Annotated in this window: 14 protein-coding genes; 7 read left to right on the top strand and 7 right to left on the bottom strand. The window is 40.2% G+C overall.

The genetic code is table 11. The features are described from left to right. The first annotated feature begins 4 nt into the window (after nt 1–4). A complete protein-coding gene (locus tag ORQ98_RS02045; RefSeq protein WP_274687112.1) occupies nt 5–1,246 on the top strand; it encodes a chitinase in 1,242 nt (413 codons plus the stop codon). Nucleotides 1,247–1,248: 2 nt separating this feature from the next. Here ORQ98_RS02045 and ORQ98_RS02040 read toward each other — a convergent pair whose 3' ends face one another. Both ORQ98_RS02040 and ORQ98_RS02035 read right to left on the bottom strand, forming a co-directional pair. Then, nucleotides 1,249–2,925, bottom strand: a complete 1,677-nt coding sequence (locus ORQ98_RS02040) for a sensor domain-containing protein (RefSeq protein ID WP_274687111.1) — start codon at nt 2,923–2,925, stop codon at nt 1,249–1,251. Nucleotides 2,926–3,076: 151 nt separating this feature from the next. Then, nucleotides 3,077–4,171, bottom strand: coding sequence for a TerC/Alx family metal homeostasis membrane protein (locus tag ORQ98_RS02035; RefSeq protein ID WP_274687110.1), 1,095 nt, complete (start codon nt 4,169–4,171; stop codon nt 3,077–3,079). 410 nt (nt 4,172–4,581) lie between these two features. Here ORQ98_RS02035 and ORQ98_RS02030 point away from each other — a divergent pair, with 410 nt between their 5' ends. Together ORQ98_RS02030 and ORQ98_RS02025 are read left to right on the top strand one after the other, a co-directional pair. Continuing rightward, on the top strand, nt 4,582–6,609 hold the full coding sequence (locus tag ORQ98_RS02030) for an alkyl/aryl-sulfatase (protein ID WP_274687109.1): 2,028 nt from the start codon (nt 4,582–4,584) through the stop codon (nt 6,607–6,609). Between the two features lie 403 nt (nt 6,610–7,012). Further along, the gene (locus ORQ98_RS02025) at nt 7,013–7,483 is read left to right on the top strand and encodes a hypothetical protein (protein WP_274687108.1); all 471 of its coding nucleotides are present in this window, start codon (nt 7,013–7,015) and stop codon (nt 7,481–7,483) included. Nucleotides 7,484–7,499: 16 nt separating this feature from the next. Here ORQ98_RS02025 and ORQ98_RS02020 read toward each other — a convergent pair whose 3' ends face one another. Then, on the bottom strand, nt 7,500–9,566 hold the full coding sequence (locus ORQ98_RS02020; protein ID WP_274687107.1) for a flagellin N-terminal helical domain-containing protein: 2,067 nt from the start codon (nt 9,564–9,566) through the stop codon (nt 7,500–7,502). Nucleotides 9,567–9,888: 322 nt separating this feature from the next. On the opposite strand from ORQ98_RS02020, the gene ORQ98_RS02015 reads away from it, so the two are divergent. The 4 genes from ORQ98_RS02015 (at nt 9,889) to ORQ98_RS02000 (ending at nt 15,589) form a co-directional block, all read left to right on the top strand. Continuing rightward, on the top strand, nt 9,889–10,692 hold the full coding sequence (locus tag ORQ98_RS02015) for a substrate-binding periplasmic protein (RefSeq protein ID WP_274687106.1): 804 nt from the start codon (nt 9,889–9,891) through the stop codon (nt 10,690–10,692). Between the two features lie 30 nt (nt 10,693–10,722). Continuing rightward, entirely contained in the window at nt 10,723–11,508 is a 786-nt protein-coding gene (locus tag ORQ98_RS02010; protein WP_274687105.1) for a hypothetical protein, read from the top strand. Nucleotides 11,509–11,970: 462 nt separating this feature from the next. Then, nucleotides 11,971–14,463 carry a carbohydrate binding domain-containing protein gene (locus ORQ98_RS02005; protein ID WP_274687104.1) on the top strand — a complete coding sequence of 831 codons (2,493 nt, stop codon included), beginning with the start codon at nt 11,971–11,973 and terminating at the stop codon, nt 14,461–14,463. Between the two features lie 289 nt (nt 14,464–14,752). After that, complete coding sequence (locus ORQ98_RS02000; RefSeq protein ID WP_274687103.1) at nt 14,753–15,589, top strand: substrate-binding periplasmic protein; 837 nt, start codon at nt 14,753–14,755, stop codon at nt 15,587–15,589. 260 nt (nt 15,590–15,849) lie between these two features. On the opposite strand, the gene ORQ98_RS01995 is transcribed toward ORQ98_RS02000, so the two are convergent. The 4 genes from ORQ98_RS01995 to ORQ98_RS01980 form a co-directional block, all read right to left on the bottom strand. Then, nucleotides 15,850–17,175, bottom strand: a complete 1,326-nt coding sequence (locus tag ORQ98_RS01995; protein ID WP_274687102.1) for a cytochrome-c peroxidase — start codon at nt 17,173–17,175, stop codon at nt 15,850–15,852. Beyond that, nucleotides 17,162–18,115: a FixH family protein gene (locus ORQ98_RS01990; protein ID WP_274687101.1), complete on the bottom strand. Its 954-nt coding sequence runs from the start codon at nt 18,113–18,115 to the stop codon at nt 17,162–17,164. Before ORQ98_RS01990 ends, ORQ98_RS01995 begins: the two co-directional genes overlap by 14 nt. A 214-nt stretch (nt 18,116–18,329) precedes the next feature. Beyond that, entirely contained in the window at nt 18,330–20,195 is a 1,866-nt protein-coding gene (locus tag ORQ98_RS01985; RefSeq protein ID WP_274687100.1) for a choice-of-anchor B family protein, read from the bottom strand. Nucleotides 20,196–20,969: 774 nt separating this feature from the next. Next, nucleotides 20,970–22,892 (bottom strand): EAL domain-containing protein, encoded by a 1,923-nt coding sequence (locus ORQ98_RS01980; RefSeq protein WP_274687099.1) that lies wholly within the window; start codon nt 22,890–22,892, stop codon nt 20,970–20,972. Between the last annotated feature and the right edge of the window lie 16 nt (nt 22,893–22,908).

The following is a 22,908-nucleotide window of genomic DNA, read 5'->3' as shown; positions in this document are numbered from 1 at the left end:
GATAATGAAAACTCGCCTCTTATTTTCCTTATATTGTATTCCACTGAGTTCATCATTAGCAGTCAGTGCACCTACAGGACTTGATCAACAGGGGAGATTTCCATATAACCAGTCTTATACCATACCACTAAGCCAGCTTAAAAAGACAGAAGCGAAACTCACTAACTCTGAACTTATGCGGCAGGTTAAGTATTCAATTAGTACGTTAGATAACCAAACTGTTGAGAATATTGCCCCTAAGCGTAAAACAAATCCTACTAATGTAAAAAGAGTTGAATCTATTATTAGCAATGAAAACTGGGCATTTTTATTTCCAAAGCGAAACCCAGTTTATACCTATAACAACTTTTTAAAAGCGATCGGAAAATTTCCAGCTTTTTGTGGGGATTATTCAGATAAACGTGATGCTAATGGCATTTGCCGTAAATCATTAGCCACTATGTTTGCCCACTTTACTCAGGAAACTGGTGGACATAATCCCTATGAAGACGTTCCAGAATGGCGTCAGGGATTATTTTGGGTAAGGGAAATGGGTTGGAATGAAACCATGCGGGGAGGGTATAACAGCGAATGTAATCCGGATACCTGGCAGGGTCAAACCTGGCCTTGTGGTAAATTTAACGATGGTGCATTTAAGAGTTATTTTGGCCGTGGTGCAAAACAATTGAGTTATAACTACAATTATGGCCCATTTTCTGATGCGATGTTTGGTACTATTCGCACATTGCTAGACCATCCAGAAAAAGTAGCTGATACTTGGTTAAATCTGGCCAGTGCGGTATTTTTCTTTGTGTACCCACAGCCACCTAAGCCCAGTATGCTACATGTGGTAGAAGGCACCTGGCAACCTAATCAACATGATCAGGCCAAAGGGTTATTACCTGGCTTTGGTGTCACCACCCACATTATCAATGGTGGGGTAGAGTGTGGGGCAGCGCAAGAACATAAACAGTCATTAAACAGAATCAGTTATTATAAGCATTTTACTCAGTACTTAAATCTGTCAATTGCTGATAGTGAAGTGTTAGGCTGTGCCAATATGCAACGATTTGATAACCAAGGTAGTGGTGCGCTTGCAATTTATTGGGAACAAGACTGGCGTTGGGATCCCAATACTCCCACAGGAAAAAGCTATGCGTGTAAACTCGTTAATTATCAAACCCCATATACGGCCTTAAAACCAGGGGATTATATTAATTGTGTGGTGCATCATTTTAAGGATGTGATTATAGATCCTGACAACTAACATCAAGCTACTTTTATGTAGCCTGTTTTTAATAGAGACTCAAATTCATTAGCGGGGAGTGGCCGACTGTAGTAAAAACCTTGGACGGCATCACAATGATGAGCACGTAAGAAATCAATGTGATGAACATTCTCCGCACCTTCTGCAATGACTTCTAGGTTAAGTCCTTGAGATAAACCGATAATGGCTTTGGCTACTTCGGCAGTATTTTCATTCACTTCAATATCATGAATAAACGCACGATCAATTTTTAAGGCAGTGATCGGATAACGTGTAAGATAACTTAAACTGGAATACCCTGTGCCAAAGTCATCAATTGATAAATAGCACCCAAGTTCTCGAATCTTCTGTAATTTATTAATGGTTTGCTCAATATTATGCGCCAACATGCTTTCAGTAATTTCCAGTTCTAAAAACTCTGGGTTTATATGAACACGGTTAATCACATCTTGTACATGCTGAACAAAGTCAGGGTTATTCAATTGCCGACCAGATACATTAATTGAAAACTTAACTGGCCCTAAACCTTGCTGTTGCCACTGTTTATTTTGTCTGCAGGCTTCCTCTAACACCCACATGCCTATTGGCTCAATCAGCCCTGTTTCTTCTGCAACGGGAATAAACTCACCAGGCGACACCATAGCGGTTCCATTTTCAAACCAGCGAATTAAGCCTTCCATGCCAACGATACGCCCATCATCCGCTCGGACTTTCGGCTGGTAAAACAGTTGAAACTCATTTTTTGCGATACCATGGCGTAAACGGGCTTCCATTTCAATACGCGCTTTCGCTCGACGATTCATCTCGGTAGAAAAATAGTCGTAACAATTTCCCCCCTCTTGCCTGGCATGATTCAGTGCACTAAATGCCAGCTCAATCAAGCCTTCCGGGGTTTCGCTATCACTTGGGTACAAGCTGATACCAACAGAGGCGCGAATATGCACCGTTTGTTGGTCAATAGCAAAAGCAGCCTCTGTTGAGTGCAGTAATTTTCGTGAAACAATTGAGCTATCATCTGAAGCGGTAACTTGTAAAACAAAGGCAAATGTATCTTCCATTAATCGGGCAATCGTGTCACTTTTACGGATACAGTTATGCAGGCGACCAGTGACTTGGCAAATAAGTTCATCACTAAACCGTTGACCAAAACCTGCTTTTATATCGGAGAAACGATCGATTGAAAACAGTAATACAGCAACCGATTTACCCGCTCGTTTTGCATTGATCATACTTTGTTGAATCCGGTCTTTTAGTAGGACCTGATTCGGTAGCCCAGTGAGCTCATCAATATTGGTTTTGTTATTCCCTTTAGTAGTTGTCGTATATTGATCATCGGAAATAATTTTTAACAACCACAATTTGGGTTGATGCTTATTAGTAAAAATAGGAGAAATCTCTACCGACTTGGGTACCCGGTGACCACTGGTTCCTACTAAGAGTCGACCGCTCCAGGAAGCGTTGTTTTTAAAGACTTGCTTCAAAGGGTCAATATTATTTTCTAACTCTGACTGCGAAATAAACTGTGATAATGGATGGTCAATAATGGCTTGTTCACTTGTACCACATTGCTTGCAAAATGCACGGCTGGCAGAGTGAATACAGGATTTAGCATCACAAATGATTAAAGAATCATCAATAGAAACTAAGAGTTGGCCTAATACTGACTGCTTTGGTTTCATGAATATATCTTTAATAACTAAATAACAATTGACTTAAAAAAAACGAAACTCACTAATTTTAGCCTAGGTCAGAAATAGCCAATCAGCAATTGACTACCCATCACGAATCATTTTAAGTGCTCCAAATTTCACGATGGGTATAGCTAGCACCTTATGACGAAGAGGAAGGAGGGGGCTCATCATCAGCGCGCGCTTGTGCCGAAGCCGGTTGTTCCTTAATGTCAGACGATCCAGATTCAGCGACAGGAAACAATATACTCGCAATCACACCTGCCAAAATAAGTCCAAGTACCACATACAGACTGACATCATGAGGAATATGAAACGTTTCTATACCAAAGGTTTTCTCCACTGCTGAAGCCCCTAGCTTAATCGCAATAAACACCAGCACAAATGCTACTGCTCGCTCTAAGTGGCAGAGATACTTTGCTGCGACCGCTAGCAGAAAATACAAGTTACGCAAGCCTAAAATAGCAAATATAACCGCAGCATATACCAGTAAGGGTTCCCGCGTTACCGCAATGATTGCAGGCACTGAATCGAAGCTAAAGACAATATCAGACACCTCAATACAAATCAGGCATAGAAACATTGGTGTCGCAAACCAGGCACCATGTCTTGCTGTATCGCTAAACGTGAGGCTAGGGTCTTCTCGTTTCATTTGTTCAACTTGCTCACGCCGAACAAAAAATGCTTTTCCTACCAGGCGCGGCAACACTGGCATATATTTTTTAGTGAGGTTAACACTCCAATGCTGGGAATAATCATCAATGTCATCATCATCACCACTGCCATGCCAAAGCGCCCATCCAGACCAAGCAACTATCAACGCAAATAGCAGTTCTACCCAAGAAGCAATACCAAACAGAGTCGTTCCCGCCGCTACAAATATCGCTCTAAAAATAAGTGCACCAGCAATCCCGTAATACAAAATACGGTGCTGGGCAATGCCTTTAATTCCAAAGCTAGAGAAAATCGCCACAAATACCATCATATTGTCGATACTAAGTGCCTTTTCCAAAGCGTAACCAGCCATAAATAAACTGGCGTATTCAGGGTTAAAGCGCACTTTTAAGTAGTAATAAAACGCAATTGCTAATGCAATCCAAAATATCGACCAACCAGCCGCATCCTTGAAAGTAACTTCTTCCTTATTACGATGACTAAATAAATCCATCGATACAGAAACAAAAACAACAGTAAAGAGGATAACTATTGTCTCGATGGGAAAACCAAAATGTTCCATTTGGGCATACCTTCCTATTCAGGTTGCGATGTATATATATGAGTCGCGAGTTTAAGCCTAGCTGGTTAGACGCTGTAAGTCGAAGAAATCTTATTAGAAATAAGTGGAGTGACGTAAAAGGTTAATACAGAATTCAATAATATCGATATACAGTAAGGATAGTGAAATAATAACTTAATCAATATAATAACTGGGCTGTTTTTATATTTTCAGATTCTTCGAAAATATTTTTTATGGGGTGGTATTTAATTTATCAAATACTGTTTAACCTGGATGCGTTCAAGCGTTATTGTTTTCTTAATCATATGAATTTTAGTAATTTTTAATGCAATTATTTGACTTAAGGGCTTAACTATTTTCTCTTATCTTCCGAAAGGATAAAACAACCATAAGACAGGTGAGGGAAACCATTGAATACATCGCGTAAGGACGCCACTCAACATACTATAGATGCCAACCAGTTAATGGCAGAAGCATTAAATTTTTCTGACACGGAGTCATTCGATAATGCCTATCGAGGTCAAATGGCTACTTGGCCAAACCTTACCATTGCTAGCGGCGACAGTGGAGATCATGATCGACGAATCGTCTGGACACTTCGCCCTTATATCAATCAAACGGTTGGCTCCTCTCCACCGGATACAGTGAATCCTAGTCTTTGGCGGCAAACCAGACTCAATAATATCACTGGTTTATTCGAAGTAATGCCAGGAATCTATCAGCTTCGTGGTTTCGATATGTCAAACATGACTATTGTTGAGGGGCCTGATGGGCTCATTATCATTGACCCGATGATTTCCTGTGAGTGTGCTCAAGCAGGCTTACAACTTTATCGAGAAAATAAACCTGAGTTGGCCGAGGCACCTGTACGAGCGGTTATTTATACCCATAGTCATATTGATCATTTTGGTGGGGTGCGTGGTGTTGTAGATGAATCTAGTTATAACAATGGCGATGTGAAAATTGTTGCTCCAGCAGGTTTTCTGGAACATGCTGCCAGTGAGAATATTTATGCCGGTATGGCAATGGCCAGACGAAGTATGTACATGTATGGCGCCTATCTGGAGCCCGATGACAAAGGACATGTTGATTGTGGGCTGGGTAAAGCACAATCGACAGGCACAGTTTCGCTGCTTCCACCAACCCATACGGTGCACAAAAATCACCAAATATTGGAGCTTGCAGGTCTTAAGGTAGAATTCCATATGACACCAGGTGCAGAGGCACCTGCAGAGTTTGACTTTTATTTTCCTGACCTCAAAGCCTTCTGTGCTTCTGAAAATGCCAGCATGAATATGCATAACATTCAGACTTTACGGGGTGCTATGGTTCGCGATGCACTGCAATGGTCCAAGTACCTTAATGAAGTCCTCGATATGTTTGGTGATGCTGATGTTATGTTTGCATCACATCATTGGCCTATTTGGGGTAATGAAAAGGTGAAGGAGTTTTTAAGCAGTCAACGGGATATGTACCGCTACTTAAACGATCAAACATTACGGATGCTTAACAAAGGGTATACTGGTGCAGAGATCGCTGAAGTATTTGAAATGCCTCCCAGCCTTCAACAGAACTGGGCATGCCGTGGCTATTATGGGACAGTTAATCATAATACAAAAGCTGTATATGACCGTTATTTAGGCTGGTTTGATGGAAACCCTAGCAATTTACATGCGTTGCCACCAAAAGAAAGTGCTGAAAAATATGTTGCTCTTATTGGTGCGGATATTCTGTTGGAAGAAGCAACCAGTGCTTACAACAATGGAGATTACCGCTGGGCAGCAGAACTATTAGGCAAGCTAGTATACGCGCAGCCAGATAATAGTGATGCAAAACAAATGCAGGCGGATGTCTTTGAACAGTTAGGGTATCAAGCAGAAGCGGGCACCTGGCGAAACTGTTATCTCATGGCTGCTCTGGAATTACGTGAAGGTATTCCTCCCCTTAACCCAGGTGGTGGTTCTGCCGATATTATTGATGCTATGACAGCACCGATGGTATTTGATACTTTGGGTGTACAACTTAATGGTCCAAGAGCTGAGAAGCAAAATCTACTCATTGAATGGAATTTCATTGATACCAAAGAAACATTCCTCATGAGAGTCAGTAATGGTGCACTGAGTTACTCTGATAAACAAAAGGTGCCACTATCTGAAGAGCGTGTAGCGGCCACGCTGACCCTGGAGGTGCTAAAAAACATCACTAATGGTGTTATAAGTGTGGAAGAAGCCATTTCAGCTGGCAAAGTGAAAGTTGATGGTGATGAAGAAATACTCTTTTTATTCTTTGCTCTGCTTGATGAAGGGTCACGTGACTTTCCCATTGTTACCCCAAGACCGGATGCAAGCTTGGCGTGGACCGGTGCCGAACCCAAAGATCGTCGAGGTGATGCAAAACGTCGACGCCAACTAATTCCTCCATTTGTGGCAGGCTGTTAATCAAGGTGCCCGACGATTGCACCTTTTATCTTTATTAGACTGCAATTGTCGGACGTGCATGTTCCAACTGAAAGAGCATGCACGAGGGAGAAGAGGGTATTACTTTGATCCTTCTCGTTCAATTAGGCGAATTTGATTGATAGCTATGTTGATTTGTTGGTGAAGATTAACCGGGTAGTCAAGCTACAGGCGGAACCGCCTACACTTTGGAATGGTTAACTTCGCATAATGTATATTATGTTAAATTAAGACTATCTGAACTATCATCCAACAGCCCTAAAACTAAGTGATTACCAAGCCCTGCTGTCAGCTTTCTCTTTCTTAAAGCATAATAACTACTCGCGTCTCATTTTATTTGGTTGTACTATAACTTATGTATAAATCAATGGTCAGGACAACCACATTGACAAGCTACAAACTCAAAGCAGCCAGTTTGGCTATGGCCCTTTCAACCACAATGCTAATTGGCTGTGACTCTGGTCATCAGGCAACTCAAACAACGACTAAAAAAGTAACCACTGTCACGGCGACAGCAACTAAATCGACGCTACCATCAGATGCTGTTCAACGAACCCTAGCAAAGCCCAACTCATCAGTAACAAGCAACCCAAAAAATACTCTGGCAAGCCCGTCAGTTAATGAAACCGCTGCAAGAAAGCCGCTTGTCCTTAAAGTTGATCAAACCATGCTGACTGATGACACAATTAAGCAGCCGCCCCTAGCAAGATCCAATGTTTTGCCAGATCTATTTGAAGATGATGGCAGCAAAGAGAAAAAAGTTATTTCTGGTGGTTTATTAGTCGATAAAGAAAGCTCCAAACTGAATGACGCTATAGATGGCGCTGAAATTTCATTAGAATTACAAACAAATTAACTAATTTATTACTTAATTAAATCTGCAATAGTGCTAATACTTGTTGAGGTTTGGCGTTCGCTTGGGCTAATACTGAGATACCCGCCTGCTGAAGTACCTGAGCACGGGAAAAAGCAGCTGTTTCAGCAGCAAAGTCCGCATCAACAATGCGCGATTTTGCTGATGTAAGGTTTTCGTTATTAATTTGCAAGTTATTGATGGCTGATAAAAAACGGTTCTGAATCGCCCCTAGTTTTGATTGTTGAAACGCTATTTGCTCAATCGCATTATCAACGGCCTTAATTGCTAAATTAGCCCCTTCAACGCTAGTCACATCAATATTTTGCAATAACTGCCCTTGCTCCAGGTTCCCATAAGTACCGACTCTAAAACCAACTCGATCAATGGATAAAAATGGATTGTTAGTGCTAATTTCAATTTTTCCAGCTGATAGCAACTGAATTGAAGCACCCGTATTAGCACCAATAGAAGGCACATTAAAGCCAGCATCAGTCGCATTGGCTGTTTCATTTGCCAAATTAACATTGCGACCATCTGGAGCTATTAAACGAAAAGAATCACCAAATACGGCAGCTGATACACCCGTTTGACCGGACTTCCTATTGACAGCAGTCACTACTTTATCAATGATTTGGCTTTCTGAGTCTGCCGCCGCAAAAACAAGGCCAATGGTTACGCCATTAATCTCAACTGACTCACTACGATCATTACCTGGATTCACCGAACGAGCATAGACGACCGTTGGTAACGCTGTGGCGGTAACCCCCGTTTGCTCTTTAATTAAATTGATAGCAACTGCTTTGGCAATAGCTGAACCACTGTTATTAATGGAAGAAGCCGTATCAAAACCGGTTAATGAAGGCCCTACTGCTACTCCATTAATCACCAAGTCTCCTGTACTAAGCGCAGAGGTGCTTACTCGCCTTCCTACCACTCCACTATTACCACCACTATAAGTACCAAACGCTAAGCCTGTAAAACGACCGATATCTGATCGTCCAAAATCAATGCTAATTGGCTGTTGGTTTTTAGCTACTAACGTATAACTACCTACATAGGTTTGGGTAGCAGCGGCTGCAATGGCTACTGCTGCCGATAAGCCAGAGCCATTATCGTCGTATCGAATATTACGCCCGTCATCTGCAATCAAGGTAATCCCGGTACTGATACTACCAGTGTTAATAGCACGGACACCTGTTTGGCCAGTGGCATTATTAATGGTTGAAACAACAGATTCACGATTAACATCTGCATCTAAATTGACATTGGTTGATACATTGATGGATATATTGTTAATAACAATTGCACCATTTACTGTCGCATTAGTGGCGGCTAAAAAACCCGAATAACCAACTACATTTGGGTTGGCTCTGGCTGTTACCTCAGTTAAACCTGTAGATTGATTGATAGCCGCTGCAATGGCAATGGCACTTCGCTCATTTTCATGGGTTGAAGCATTATCATCAATCCCTGTTGGGGCTGCGATAGGAACTTGGTTAATGACTAAGTCTCCATTAGCAAGTGTTGTTAACGACCCAGGACGTGTTGATGAAATACCATCAGCTAAAGCACTACCCAAGCTATCTGTCGTTACTTTCGCAATGGAGAGAGGGATTACTTCACCTAGGTTGCCTCCAGTCTGAAATAACGTATTGGTCAATGAGCCATCCAACAATTTTTTGCTATTAAAGTTGGTATTTTCTGCGACCGATTGAATTTCATCTATCAATTGAAGTATTTCTTCATTGAGAGCGACTCTATCTACTTCTGTATTACTGTTATTAGCCGACTGTAATGCGAGTTCCCTAATTCGCTGTAAATTATTAATGACTGAGGTAAAAGCACCTTCTGCTGTTTGTGCTAGTGATATACCATCATTAGCATTACGAATGGCAATAGCAGATCCTCTAATATGTGAGTCAAACCGAATTGAGATAGCAAAGCCTGCTGCATCATCTTTCGTACTATTGACGCGTAATCCTGACGCTAGCCTTGATAATGCATTATCTTCCGCTTGCTGAGTGGTATTCAACGTACGTTGTGCAATCAGAGCAGTAACATTGGTATTGATGATTTGTGGCATAAAGTCACTAACTCTATCTCTATCAGATTAAGCAATAACTAATATCATTTATATCGGAGATTATTTTAAAAAACCCTTTTTAAATATTTAATATTATTTCAAACTTGCCGTTAACTGTTCTTACTACCGACATCAGATTTACATAACATTGTAGCAGTTAACATGATTGTTGCCGGCTTGCCCATGCTACTTACACTGGCAAAAAATTGTTTTTATTGCTATTTAAACGCCTTTCGTTCTGACACATTTTTGCTATTTTGAATGCTAAAGCTTACAAAGCAAGTCTCTATAGATAAACCAATGCTGTATTGAGAGATATACAATGAAAAGGGTTATCGCTTGGTGTTGGGCAGTCATCGCTGCCGCTAGCGCCCACGCAGAACAACCTGTGACTGTCTTTGCCGATGACTCATACCCTCCCTATTCTTATTTTCATGAAGGAAAAATGAAAGGCATTTATACTGATATTTTAAAAGAAGCTTTTAAAGAAATGTCAGACTATAAAGTGCAAATTCGACCAACCCCATGGAAACGGGGGCTAAAGTTTCTTGAACAGGGGGTGGGCTTCGCACTGTATCCACCCTATTTAAGAAAAAAAGCCCGGCCTTTTATTGGCCCCTACTCTGTTCCTATCTTAGCTGAGCAGTTAGTAGTGGTTTGTCGAGAAGAAGTATTTTCAAATGGCCCTCGCGCTGACTGGCCCTATGATTATATAGGCTTAACCATTGGCAGAAATAGTGGGTTTGAAACTTTCAGTGTTGATTTTTGGCGCTTGGTTGCTAGCGATAAGATTAAAGTAGAAAGCGCAGGTGGTACCAGGCTCAACTTACTTAAAGTCGCTAAAAACCGTATTCCTTGCTATGCCAATGATAAACTATCGATTTTCTGGGAACTTAAGCAAATGGAAAAGAATGGCGAGTACAAACCTGCTGAACACGGCCGCATCGTCGAAGGCGTAGTAATTAGTGCTGAATGGGGCCATGTAGGTTACACTAATCAAGGGGGTGGACGTTTCCCATTTAAAGATGACTTTGTTATGCAGCTTGATATCATTTTAAAAAAAATGAAATCATCAGGTCGAATTAATAACATTGTTGAACGTTATGCTGGCACTCAAGCCAATTAATAAAGATTATATTTACAAGGGTGGCTTTATATGAAATACATCCATTGTAGTTACTTTATTTTGGCTTGGTTATTAATATTTATTGGAATTAGGGTTTTATCTGTCGAAGCGACCGCTGCTGAAAAGACAGATTGTAAAAAAGTCAATATCTTACTCTACAATGAATACCCTCCCCTTTATTGGAAGTCTGGAAATGGTTATAAAGGTGCTGCCATTAAAATTGCAGCACAGTTCTTTAGCGCAATGTCTATTCAGGTTAACTTTATCGTACAACATTCTTACTTTAAAGTGATTAAATCCATTAAAAGCGAGCAAGCCAACCTGATACCTATTTCTAATATTAATGCTCCTAAGTTATTGTCCCTGGTTGAGCCAAGCTACTATAAATCAGATATCGGCATTTATGCGCTTAACACAAATGTACTTTCACTTGATCAATTCCTAAAAGATTCTTTTTATAAGGTCAGTGCAATTAACTTAGATATTAACCAAATTGAGTTAACGAATATACCTGCCCATCATTTTAACTACCGTTACGGTGATATCAATACTTACTTTAGGCGCCTAAAAAAAGGTATTTTCCGCTACTTGATTGCAGACAAAACCTATTTTGGCCTACTTAACAATCAACCTGATCTACAAAGTATTAAGCTCTCTGACTATTCACTGGGCAAAATGAATATCCATTATGCCTTCTCAAATTCATATCCATGCAAAAAAATTCGCCACGATTTTACCGCCTTTCTCGGCTCTTTAGTGAAAAGTAAAGAAGCTGAAGAGATCATAAATAATGCTTATCTGGAGTATTATTACTAAGACTACTAATAACACAAGGATTACTTATGTATAAAACCCAAGCTCAAGCCTAACAGGCGGATGCCAACAACAGTTTAGGAGCCGAGGCAGGCTAAGTCTTACACAGTATTGATAAACGACTGTTCATTCAGCTAGTTTGTAATATGGCAACAAACCAATTTCTAGATAAAAATCAATTAATTTACATTGTTATTGCATAACTACTAAAAATTTATCTTACTAAAAACCCAGTTTTAAAAAAAAGGATTTGTATTACCTTCTTTGTTTTGTTTGGTTTGAAAGATTACACACAAAGCCTGCTTATTTAATGACAGAATCCCCTCCCATACCAGGCTTATAAAACAGTACAAACTTATTTATGGGTCATACTCTACCCTTCATGCATATTTTTTAATAGGTTCTTATAAATGAGTTTGTCAGCCTTCCTTACTGTACTCAGTATAATTAAGTGTTTTAGTTATCATGAAAAATAAATCAAAGTTCACGCTCAACACGCTATCAAAGCGCATTCTCTCATTAAGCGCACTATGCTTAACTGGCAGCGTATTATCAAGTTACCCTGTTTTTGCCAGTAATAGTGATACAGATAGTGCTATAGCAGCTCAAACCACACCGTTCGAAGAAAATCATCTTATTTATACACCCGATGAGATGTTAGCGTTTGATGTTTATGAATATATCAATCAGCATGCGCCTCACTTAAAAAAATTTGCTGAAGCTATATCTCACTGGAGTGGCTATTCAAGTATCAACCCCAAAATATTAATTGCATTAATAGAGCACCAAACCGGTATTATTAATACCCCACCTGATTCAAAAGTATTACTACGCAAGCCTTTTGGTGAACTATCTAAAAAAATTGGCTTTTCTAATCAAGTAAAAGATATTGCTGAGCAACTTGCCCGTGATCATTATCAATTTATTGATCAAGCGATAAAACAAGCAAAAGCGTCAGCGAATATAGAGCAAAATATCGACCAATCGTCATATAATGATCAAACTAAAAACCAGTCATTATTTGAAGCTAGTTTAACGATAGGCAAATTATTATCTAAAAATAATCAAGCAAATAGTCAACAACCTTCTGCTTATACAACAAGTCAATTAGCTGACACTGATAAAAATCTAGATGATTTTTATCAGACCTATTATCAATTATTCCCAAAAAAAAAGCACACGCAAGCCAGCACCAGTGAAAGCTATTACTCTAGCTATTATGACGCGGCTCCACCTGACAATATGCTCCAGCTGCCCTTCCCTGTTGGCGAAAACTGGTGGATAGGTGGCAGTCATGTCACGACTGGCCAAGGTAAATACCCACAATCTTCCTTAGATTTAAATAATGGTGGGCGTTGGGGCTCTAACACTTCAAATATATGGGTGGTATCTTCTGCTGCAGGTACAGTCAAAGTACATTCATCCTGTAATATTGAAGTTATTCATGAAAATGGCTGGTCAACCACCTATTACCATTTAAGTAACCCTCAAGTAAAAACTGGCCAGCAAGTTAAGCAGAATCAGCGGCTATCCAATTACGCTAATAACAAAAGCCAGGCCCTTTGCCAAGGCGGCATGTCTACCGGCCCCCACCAACATTTCAGTTTGAAAAGAAATGGTCGTTACATCCACCTAAATAAAGTGAAGTTATCTGGTTATGCTGTCAATACGGGCCGGCATAGTTACGACGACCATTGTAGTTATTTCTGGTTCACACGAAACGGTGACAAACACTGCTCTGGGCGTATTTACAACCATGGAGTAGATAATAAGCCGGATCCAAAACCCGATCCTAAGCCGGATCCAAAACCTGACCCTAAGCCGGACCCAAAACCCGATCCTAAGCCGGATCCAAAACCTGATCCTAAGCCGGATCCAAAACCCGATCCTAAGCCGGATCCAAAACCTGACCCTAAGCCGGACCCAAAACCTGATCCTAAGCCGGATCCAAAACCCGATCCTAAGCCGGACCCAAAACCCGATCCAATATGTAAAAAGCCTGACTTAGTTAAAGACAATTTGATCAGAGAACCAGATTTTAATGATCTAAAACCCTGGAAGCGCTTTTACACTAAAGATATCAAGCATGCTATCGAAAAAATGCAGCGGGATTGTGGCCAGGACAATTGGCTGCAAGTCACCGAGCGGAAGCAGTATTATGATGGTGTACTGCAAAAACTCGCTAAGCCATTAGAGGAAAACAAAGCGTATCAGTTTACCGCTAAAGTCAAACTACCCAAGGGAGCGAAAAAAGACTTAGCAATGGCCACCCTATTATTGAAAAATGAATTGGGTGCTTATTACTACCAATATTTAGCAATTAACCAAGTAGACGAAAATGTGAAGGAGCTGAAAAAGCAATTTAAAGTCAATGCCCTTGGTAAAGTCACAGCTGCTTATATTGTCTTGTTTGGACCTAAAGCCGATAAGACTCTACTAATTGATGAAGTAAAAGTTGTACCTGTTAATGACAAACCAGGTCCTGATCCCAAACCTGATGACAATGTGATCTTCGATCATGGTTTTGAAAATGACCTGCAAGGCTGGAAAGCTTCTTTTAAAATGGGCAAGCTTGAACATACCAATAAGATGAGTCACCAGGGTCAATGGAGTGTTAAATCTACTGAACGGAATCACTGGTATGCCGGGCTTTCCCTACCCGTAAAAGATAAGCTGGAAGTTGATCAAACCTATCAACTGTCTTTAGCCGCCAGCTTAGGTGAAGCCGCAAAATCAAACCAGATGCTGGATGTTCAACTGTTTTATGTTGATGATGACGGCTATCACTGGCAGCGAATTGATTCCATGAAATTGCCTAAAGGCAACAAATGGTATGACTTAGCTGCTGAGTTTACACTAAAGCCCAAAGGTACCATTAAATCAGCTGATATTTATATAATTGGCCCAGAACCTAAGGTGGATTTCTATATTGATAGTGTTAAGTTAGAGAAAAAATAACACATAACCCTTCTTTTCTTAACTAGTACTACACGCGGCTAGCTGTATAACCAACAGCTAGCCGCTTTTTTTGTTTTAACTTCTTTGACTCACTTATATGCTTGAAATGTAAACCATGAAAGCATTTTTACTGATAAAGTAGCATTGTATTTGAATATTATAGCTTTATTGTTAGGATGGTCTAAATACCAGTCTATGAGCAAGAAGGTTTGCATTGAGTTTTATATAGTGAGCTATGCTAAACAACAGCAAGCCCTAAATATTTATTTGCAAACGGCTGTACGTATAAGTGAATAGTTGCTACCGAATATTATTTGTATATGCTCTTATTTTATTCAGTGTAAAAGTTGCATCAGCAACCCCTATTCAAGTTACTATTCTGGCGGATGATAACTACTACCCTTATAGCTTTGTAGAAAATGGGTCTCTAACAGGTGCTTACACCAAGATAGTCATGCGAGTCATCAAGGATATGCCACACTATCAAGTGAACCTACTACCCATACCATGGAAACGAGGTTTAAAGTTATTGAAAGAAGGAAAAGCGTTTGCTTTATATCCACCTTATCTAAAAAGAGATGTTCGCCCCTATATCTGGCCTGTGTCAAAACCAATGTTAGATGAAGTGACCTCCGTATTTTGCCGAAATGATATATTAGTTAAGCCCCGCCCTAAATGGCCTGATGATTATGTTGGGTTAACTATTGGTAATAACCACGGTTTTCAAATAGGTGGGCTTCGTTTTTGGAAACTGGTTAAAAATGGGAGCATCGTAGTTAGAGAATACAAAAATAATCATATCAATTTAACCAAAATGCTTATTGCAAAAGAAACTGATTGCTATATGAATGATCGCCAAGCAGTTTTACTGTCATGGCACAATTTAATTAAACAGTCAAAATGGAAAACAGCTGTTACTGCTATGGAAGAAGGTACAGTTATTTCTAAAGAGCAAGGTCACCTTGGTTTCACAAACCAAGACAAAGGTGCCTATTATTATAAGCAAGATTTTTTAAACCGTTTTAATACAGTTCTGGAAAAAATCAAACGTTCAGGAGAGCTTAATGACCTTGTGAATCAATACTGGAATTCTTTAAAAGAGGTTTCACCTAAAAATTTAGACTAAAAAACACACACCCTTTTCTTATTATTCTATATATTTGCTAATAATTTAATTTCACCAGAGTCTTTACACTCCTTAAAGTGCTTCTTGGTTAGGTTAACAATGCTATCAGGGGTTGTATTGCTGAAAGCAAAATATGTACTGGGTAAGCCACACTAACAATGGCATTTTATCATCTGACTTGAGGATATTTATAGACATTATAGCTTAATGTTAGGATGGTCTAATTTGATAATATAAGATTAAATGGTTGTATACCCTGTTCATTGTTTAGGCGTTTGCCACCACTGGTCGGCCTTGCCTAAATCACCAGTCAATGCTGTCAAAAACTGCTTGATTTGTTGTATTTCCTCTGGGTTTAAGCCTAAAGGTAAAATATCAAAGTGAGGCCGAAATGGGTGTTGGTTACGATCATAATAGGGAGGAACAGGTTTATTGTAATGGGCCAATACTTCTTCCAGGGTATTAAATTGGCCACTTTGCATATAAGGGGCTGTTGCCGCTATATTCCGTAGTGAAGGTGTTTTAAAAGCCCCCACTAACTCTTGGCCTTGTTTTTTTAAATACAACATTTCCTGACAATATTGTTTATTTGCATCACTCCATTCAGATAAACAAGTAAACTCATCTTGTAATAAATCCCCTACTCCTTGATAACGGCCCATATCCACTTGAGCAACATCAGGCTCAGGGGCACCAATATTATGAAACTCATAATTTGTAAATAACGGACCATTATGGCAGCTAGCACAATTGGCTTTACCCATAAATAATCTGAGCCCACCGACCTCCCCTTCCTTTAACTGGGCTTTGAGTTGACTAATATTAGTTGGATCTTGCTGCAGTTGTGCCACAAATCGATCAAATCGACTGGGTAATGGCTGAAGTTGACGTTGATAAGCCATCAATAATTTACCCACATCTGAAAAAACTTTATTGACTAATATTTGCTCATCACTCGTCAGTTGTTGCCAATTCGCTTTAGCTGTTTCACTGCCAATAGGACTGGCAGGCCCTTTTAACTCAAACAGATAATTAGCATTGACTTTATTGCCAGTGACACCCTGGTAGCTTTTTTGATAAAAACACATCAATAACTGAACTACCTCTAATCGGCTCAGGCCATGTTCAACATCAGACTCTAATGGAGCCAATGCCTGAGACCAAAGGCTATCCTTACGCCCATCCCAAAATTGCCAGGGACTATAAGCAGCCCCCAGAATGGAAGGCGCATTCCGTCGTGTTGCAGCAATCCCCTTAGAGGTTACTAAACCATCAGTGAAATATTGGCTGGGATCATGACAGCTAGCACAGGCAACTTCCTGATTAGCACTAAAACGTTTATCAAAAAAAATCTGTTTACCCAACTCCGCTGCTGCAATGGAATCTGCATACTGGTTATCTTTTGAATCCGGCAATGGCGGTAGGCTAGCCAAGCGAAATTGAGCTAAGAATTGAATATCATCATCAGTAAAATAATAGGGTGAGTTATTTGCCTGTGCTGGCCAGGCCGATATCCACAATATCAATGCACTAATGAACGATAGCTTATACAGCCACTGACTTATGAGGGTGTTACAAAACCACATTAAATTTAATCGTATCCACTCCCCCTTGATGAGGGATATCAAACTCAATTACCCACCAGCCAATCATTTGAAACTTCATCCCTTCAACCAGATAAACCCCTGGCTCAACTTCCTTGGTCACTTTGGGTTGGGTGGGTAAGCCATGAACATGGCCTGGCATATGACCACGTACATTAATGTTTTTCCCTGAAATGGGCTGTGCAGTTAAATCTGACAACATTAAACGCCATTGATGAATCTGATTTAACGGCACCATCGGCTGCTGTTGGCTGGTATCAGCTACCGGCTCCACATGAGAAAAAAAATTAATATCTCTGGAAAGTTGAAAACTATCTGTATCCAATGGGGTAGGTATTGACTGAGCACTCAACGAGGGTACCGAAAGCGTCATTCCACTTGCAGGCGAACCAGTATCCTGCATAGTTTTTGGCATACTTGGGTGAACACTGCGGATTTGTGTATTATGGGCTATTAACGGCTGGGTTGCTGGCATTAAGGCTATTTCACCATCCAGTTTAATCTTGGCTTGCCACTGCTCCTTGAATGCTTTGGTTAATAATTGTCGACCATAAGTAAAATAGTCACTACTTTTTTGGCGGTTATCAGCGCCCTGCTGCTGCCATAGGGCAATTTGTTCTGCCAGGGTATCTGCTGCTGTCGTCAACTGTTGTTTAATCGTTTTTTCGGTTAATGTTCGGGCCGTTGCTCTTAGGCTATTCACCTGTTTACGTATTTGATTCGCGCGACTAATAATCTGCATAGATGCCAGTTCTTGCTTTCTCGCATCGATGATTAACTCGTTCGCTATCTTGATAATTTCACTGTTTTTTATCAGATCACTTGCTCTGCCTTCAATACTAAAGCAAAGCAAGCTATAACTGACCATTAAAACCGCTGATTTATTAAAGTTGGATATCTTCTTTATTATTTTTTTATCCATATCACCTGTTCTAGAGAGTATACTCAAAGCGTAGGGTTTTTAGGGACGGCCGTCGAGCAACGAGTTCCAGTAGCACTTTTTGTATAAATTAAAGTAGCTACCGCAAGTCTCACAGCAGTAGACTTGCCCCCATGAGCCTATAAATAATAGGTGATTGGGGTGAAGCGCGACGACAACAAACCCTAAAAATCATTCGCGAAGAGTATAACGAATTTTACCGTTTATTGGGCATTCCAAGGTTAGCAAAATACTGTTCTTGCAACTGTTGTGCAATTACATTGATCTCCTGTTCATTTTTTTCGCTTGTGACAGTGCCGCTTATATTGTTAGCCAATGCCATATCTGCGGTGATATTCACAGTATAATCTTCTACTTCACCATAATTAAACGTGCCACAAGCATCAGGAATTGCATTATAACGCATCACCACCCGTAGCCGTGTCTTACCCAGAGAGGCACTTGCAGGAATCGCCAAGTGTCCATTGACAGTTGATGACGTTGCATAATTAGAACTAAATACCTCTTCTCCACCGTCTTCAAAATCACCATCTTTATTTAAATCAACCCAGATTTTCCAATACTCATTATATTTTATGCCACTAAATGCGGGTTTTAACTGAATATTAGTTTTCCCTTTGGCAAGATTAATCACCTTGGCCGTAAAGTCAGAGTAACGTTTAGCGGCAGAGCCATTAGTAAAATTACCCATTTTTACTGAGCTAACCCATTCATCACTGGCATTATTACTGCTCGCCTCACAATACTCTACCGTTGGATCAGGATTACTGATGGCATCCCAGTCAGGTTTAACTACAAATAGGCCATAACCAATATCACTCATGATAATATTGCCACTGGCAAAATAAATATAATTACTCCAGGTGCCAGAAAACTGCGCGCTATTTGAGCCAGGGATAGTATCAAAATAAGCCACCTCAGCCAGTTTACCCGCCGCAATATCTTTAGCGCTGAGAATACGTAAACCTGCCCGATAATTGGTTTCAAATACATAGTTATTGTATGTATACAGATTATGATCGATAGCCGAGGTGGGCCCCACATAACGACCTATCTCCACTGGATTATCTAAAACACTTACGTCGTATATATAGGAAGTGGTATTAATGCCATCACGCTTCTCATCTAACTCATCGTTCATTATTAAGATATTATGACTATCATTCAGAAACCAGCCCTGATGAGTATATTGAGCGCCTTGATAAGGGGTTCTAGACAATTGTTTAGGGTTGGATTTATTGGTTACATCCACAATGGTAATGGTATCTTCATTGTAACCAACACAAATTTCTCGACCAAAGTAGCGTGCATCCTGCCCCTTATAAATCACACACTGAGTATCATGGGTATAGCCATCTGCGGAAAAACAACCCGCATAGCGCGGTTTAACCGGGTTAGAAATATTAACCATATATAAGCCACCACTACACTGATTACTGCCAACGATATAGGCGTAACCGGTATCTTCATTAATGGCAATATTATGCGCATTACCAAAGCCACCTAAATGCGCTGTTTCTTTAAGGGTTTGGCCTGGTGAAGGTAGGTACCGTAAGGTACTTAGATCAAATACTTGTAAACCATGGGTCTTATTGCCACTGCCATCCGCAACAATAAAAGCATGATCATTGTAGGTTTTAACATCACGCCAAGAGTCTGAACCATTATCATGGGAAGGTAAAAAGCCAAGAAAAACAGGATTTACAGGGTCGGTAATATCCACAAATGAGGTACCATTGGTTCTCCCCACAATCGCAATTTCAGCACCCGTTACCGGGTCAGTATAACCCCATATATCATTTAAATTGGCAGTGCCACCGCCCATATTTTCTTTAGCTAAAAAGGCATGTAAATCTATATTTTTACAGGGGTATCCACTGGCGCTACCATCAACACAGCGAGTTGTTGCTTGATCTAGCAATAGCTGGGTTTTTTCTCCTTCATTGCTATCGTCGAATTTAAATCCATCTGGAAACATTGCACTATGGCCAAAACTAAGCAAAGGAAAACTTAGTCCCGCCATCAGTAATGCATACCTACCGATATACCTCGTCCTTTTCATTGCAACTCTCCTTGTCGCCATAATATACACACTGCAAAATACTTTTGTAAATTAGCGTTTTCAAATAGACTAAGAGATAATTTCCCCTACTGCACTAGCAATGACCTTCCATCGTCACTTATAGCTACTTTTAAAAAACACAGCCACTTTAAAAAAACAGTCCCACCCGTTATTTGGATAAATCAAAAGGGACTAACAATATATGATACTAGCAAAGTAAAATATGAAAGTCCTCATAACATTTGTCAATTACCCTTTCAGCAACCATCGCAAATGTTATGTAACAAAAAGAAGTTATATTATTTAAACTAATATTGCATTATACATTAACAAAACCTAATACAGTTAACGGCTTACACTCTCGTATAAGGTATATAAAGCATATTTTATTTACCGTTTAAGGTGACTGGATGATCTGACCATCATCTGAGACTTTCTTATTATTTTTACATTTTAAGAGATGTATACCCAATACGAATGGTTTTTAGGTGCGGCCATCGAGTGACGAGTTCCAGTAGCACTTTTTATATAAATTAAAGTCGCTACCGCAAGTCTCACAGCAGTAGACTTGCCCCCATGAGCCTATAAATAATAAGTGATTGGGGCGAGGAATAAAGATAATAAAACCTAGAAATCATTAAAAAATACTAACAGGCTTTTCATGTTGCTTGTATGTTTTTTATAAATTGATAATGTATGAATTGGCTGTGGTAGGACACTAATAATTGTTTATGGGTGATCCTTAAAATTTATCTTATCTAACCTGTTCATTTTTTATTGCAATGCTTTGGGTAAAGCCACTGCCCCCTTCCAAAGCAATTTTTCACACTCCAAAGCGGTTAACGGTTTACTAAAATAAAACCCCTGTACCAGGTCGCAACCTTGTTCCGCAAGAGTCACAACCTGGTCTTCGGTTTCAGTCATTTCAGCAATAACTGATAAACCCAGTGCCTGCCCCATAGTGATAATAGCACTGACAATTGCATGGCTACACTTATCTGTAGTCACCTCCTGAACAAATGAGCCATCTAATTTAAGTTTATCGACAGGAAAACTTTTTAAATAATACATATTGGAGTAGCCCGTACCAAAGTCATCAATAGATAGTTTTACACCAAGCGCTTTGAGTAAGTGCATCAGTGGAATCGTAAAATCAGGGTTCTCCATTGCGGAGCTTTCTGTTATTTCAAGCTCTAATCGTTCTGGGTCAAAGCCAGTGGCAGACAAGCACCGAGAGACCAGTGAAGGGAAAGCAACATCGTTGATTTGCTTTGCAGAAATATTCACAGCAATTTGCAGCATTTCAATGCCTGACTCTTGCCAGGTTTTACCTTGCTTACATGCTTCTTGTAAAACCCACTCAGTGACTTGCCTGATTAACCCGGTATCCTCAGCAATAGGAATAAAACGGTTAGGCAAAATGGTACCAAGCTCTGGATGCTGCCAGCGAAGTAAAGCCTCAACGCCGGTAACACACCCCCGATGCAAATCCACTTGAGGTTGGTAATACAGTTGTAATTGATTACGTTTAATGGCTTGTCGCAGTTCAGTTTCGATACGAATGCGCTCTTCAATATTTGCTCGTAGTGAGGCGTTATACAGTTGAATGATGTTGCATCCATGTGCTTTAGCACTATACATTGCAGCATCAGCAAACTTCAGTAAGGAGGTAACATCATCGCCATCTTCTGGGTAGGTGCTACAACCAATACTACAGGTCACTTCAACTTCAGTACCTGCTACTTGTAGTGGCTTAGAAATACAACCAATGAGTCGCTGAAGGCCATGCATTGCCGTTTCAGTTCGATCATAGTCGGAAATAACCAGAACAAACTCATCCCCCCCTATTCGTGCCAGGGTATCTGATTTACGCACAATAGCAGTCATCCTTTCCGCTATCGTGCACAGTAGCTGGTCACCCACATCATGGCCAAAGTGATCATTGATATACTTGAAGCGATCAAGGTCAATAAAGCACACCATTAACCGAGTATGATAACGCTTAGCTTTAGTTAATGCTTGATTCAGACGGTCTAATAACAGGGTGCGATTTGGCAAGTCAGTCAAGTCATCATGGGTTACCTTATGCTGAAGTTGGTGCTCAAATCGTTCACGCTCTTGTAATGCTTTCTGTAAATGCTGGGTACGTTCAGCAATACAATGCTCTAATTGAGTAAGCTGACTTTCCCGCTCATGTAATAAATTCCATTTGTTTAATAGCGCACTGGCTATTTGCAAAATTTCAATGCGCTCAAATGGCTTACGTAAAATCAATAACTGGTCAGTCTGACCAATCCTCGCTGAAATGTCTTCCCATGAGTTATCAGCATAGGCACTACAAATAACTACTTGAATATTAGGGTCGATCAGCCATAAGGTTTCAATGGTTTGTAAACCATCCATCTTGCCTGGCATTCGCATATCAACAAAAGCCACAGCAACACGTAAATTATCATGTAACAACTGTTTTACTTTTTCACAACCTGCCTGACCACTACTAGCAAACTCCACAATAAACTGCTGCGAATCACTATGACTTGCTTGTGCACTTTTACCAAACAAGGACTGCTCCAATGCATTAAGCGCTGCTGTACTTTTATCAGTTGGGGTAGTTAAAATTTTTCGATAACTATCCAATACCTGGGGATTGTCATCAACGACCAAGATTGCTGGTTCTTCTCTCATCAGCTCTTCCATGCGATTGCATCCTCCA

This window comes from Spartinivicinus poritis (assembly GCF_028858535.1).
In the GTDB taxonomy this organism is placed as follows: Bacteria; Pseudomonadota; Gammaproteobacteria; order Pseudomonadales; family Zooshikellaceae; genus Spartinivicinus; species Spartinivicinus poritis.
The sequence above is the reverse complement of the archived record's forward strand: the minus strand, read 5'-3'. Positions and strand labels throughout refer to the sequence as shown.

What these genes read in the sequence shown, in the direction of transcription:
- ORQ98_RS02045 (WP_274687112.1), top strand. Translation starts at nt 5, where the DNA reads ATGAAAACTCGCCTCTTATTTTCCTTATATTGTATTCCACTGAGTTCA.
- ORQ98_RS02040 (WP_274687111.1), bottom strand. Translation starts at nt 2,925, where the DNA reads ATGAAACCAAAGCAGTCAGTATTAGGCCAACTCTTAGTTTCTATTGAT.
- ORQ98_RS02035 (WP_274687110.1), bottom strand. Translation starts at nt 4,171, where the DNA reads ATGGAACATTTTGGTTTTCCCATCGAGACAATAGTTATCCTCTTTACT.
- ORQ98_RS02020 (WP_274687107.1), bottom strand. Translation starts at nt 9,566, where the DNA reads ATGCCACAAATCATCAATACCAATGTTACTGCTCTGATTGCACAACGT.
- ORQ98_RS02015 (WP_274687106.1), top strand. Translation starts at nt 9,889, where the DNA reads ATGAAAAGGGTTATCGCTTGGTGTTGGGCAGTCATCGCTGCCGCTAGC.
- ORQ98_RS02010 (WP_274687105.1), top strand. Translation starts at nt 10,723, where the DNA reads ATGAAATACATCCATTGTAGTTACTTTATTTTGGCTTGGTTATTAATA.
- ORQ98_RS02005 (WP_274687104.1), top strand. Translation starts at nt 11,971, where the DNA reads ATGAAAAATAAATCAAAGTTCACGCTCAACACGCTATCAAAGCGCATT.
- ORQ98_RS01995 (WP_274687102.1), bottom strand. Translation starts at nt 17,175, where the DNA reads ATGTGGTTTTGTAACACCCTCATAAGTCAGTGGCTGTATAAGCTATCG.
- ORQ98_RS01990 (WP_274687101.1), bottom strand. Translation starts at nt 18,115, where the DNA reads ATGGATAAAAAAATAATAAAGAAGATATCCAACTTTAATAAATCAGCG.
- ORQ98_RS01985 (WP_274687100.1), bottom strand. Translation starts at nt 20,195, where the DNA reads ATGAAAAGGACGAGGTATATCGGTAGGTATGCATTACTGATGGCGGGA.
- ORQ98_RS01980 (WP_274687099.1), bottom strand. Translation starts at nt 22,892, where the DNA reads ATGGAAGAGCTGATGAGAGAAGAACCAGCAATCTTGGTCGTTGATGAC.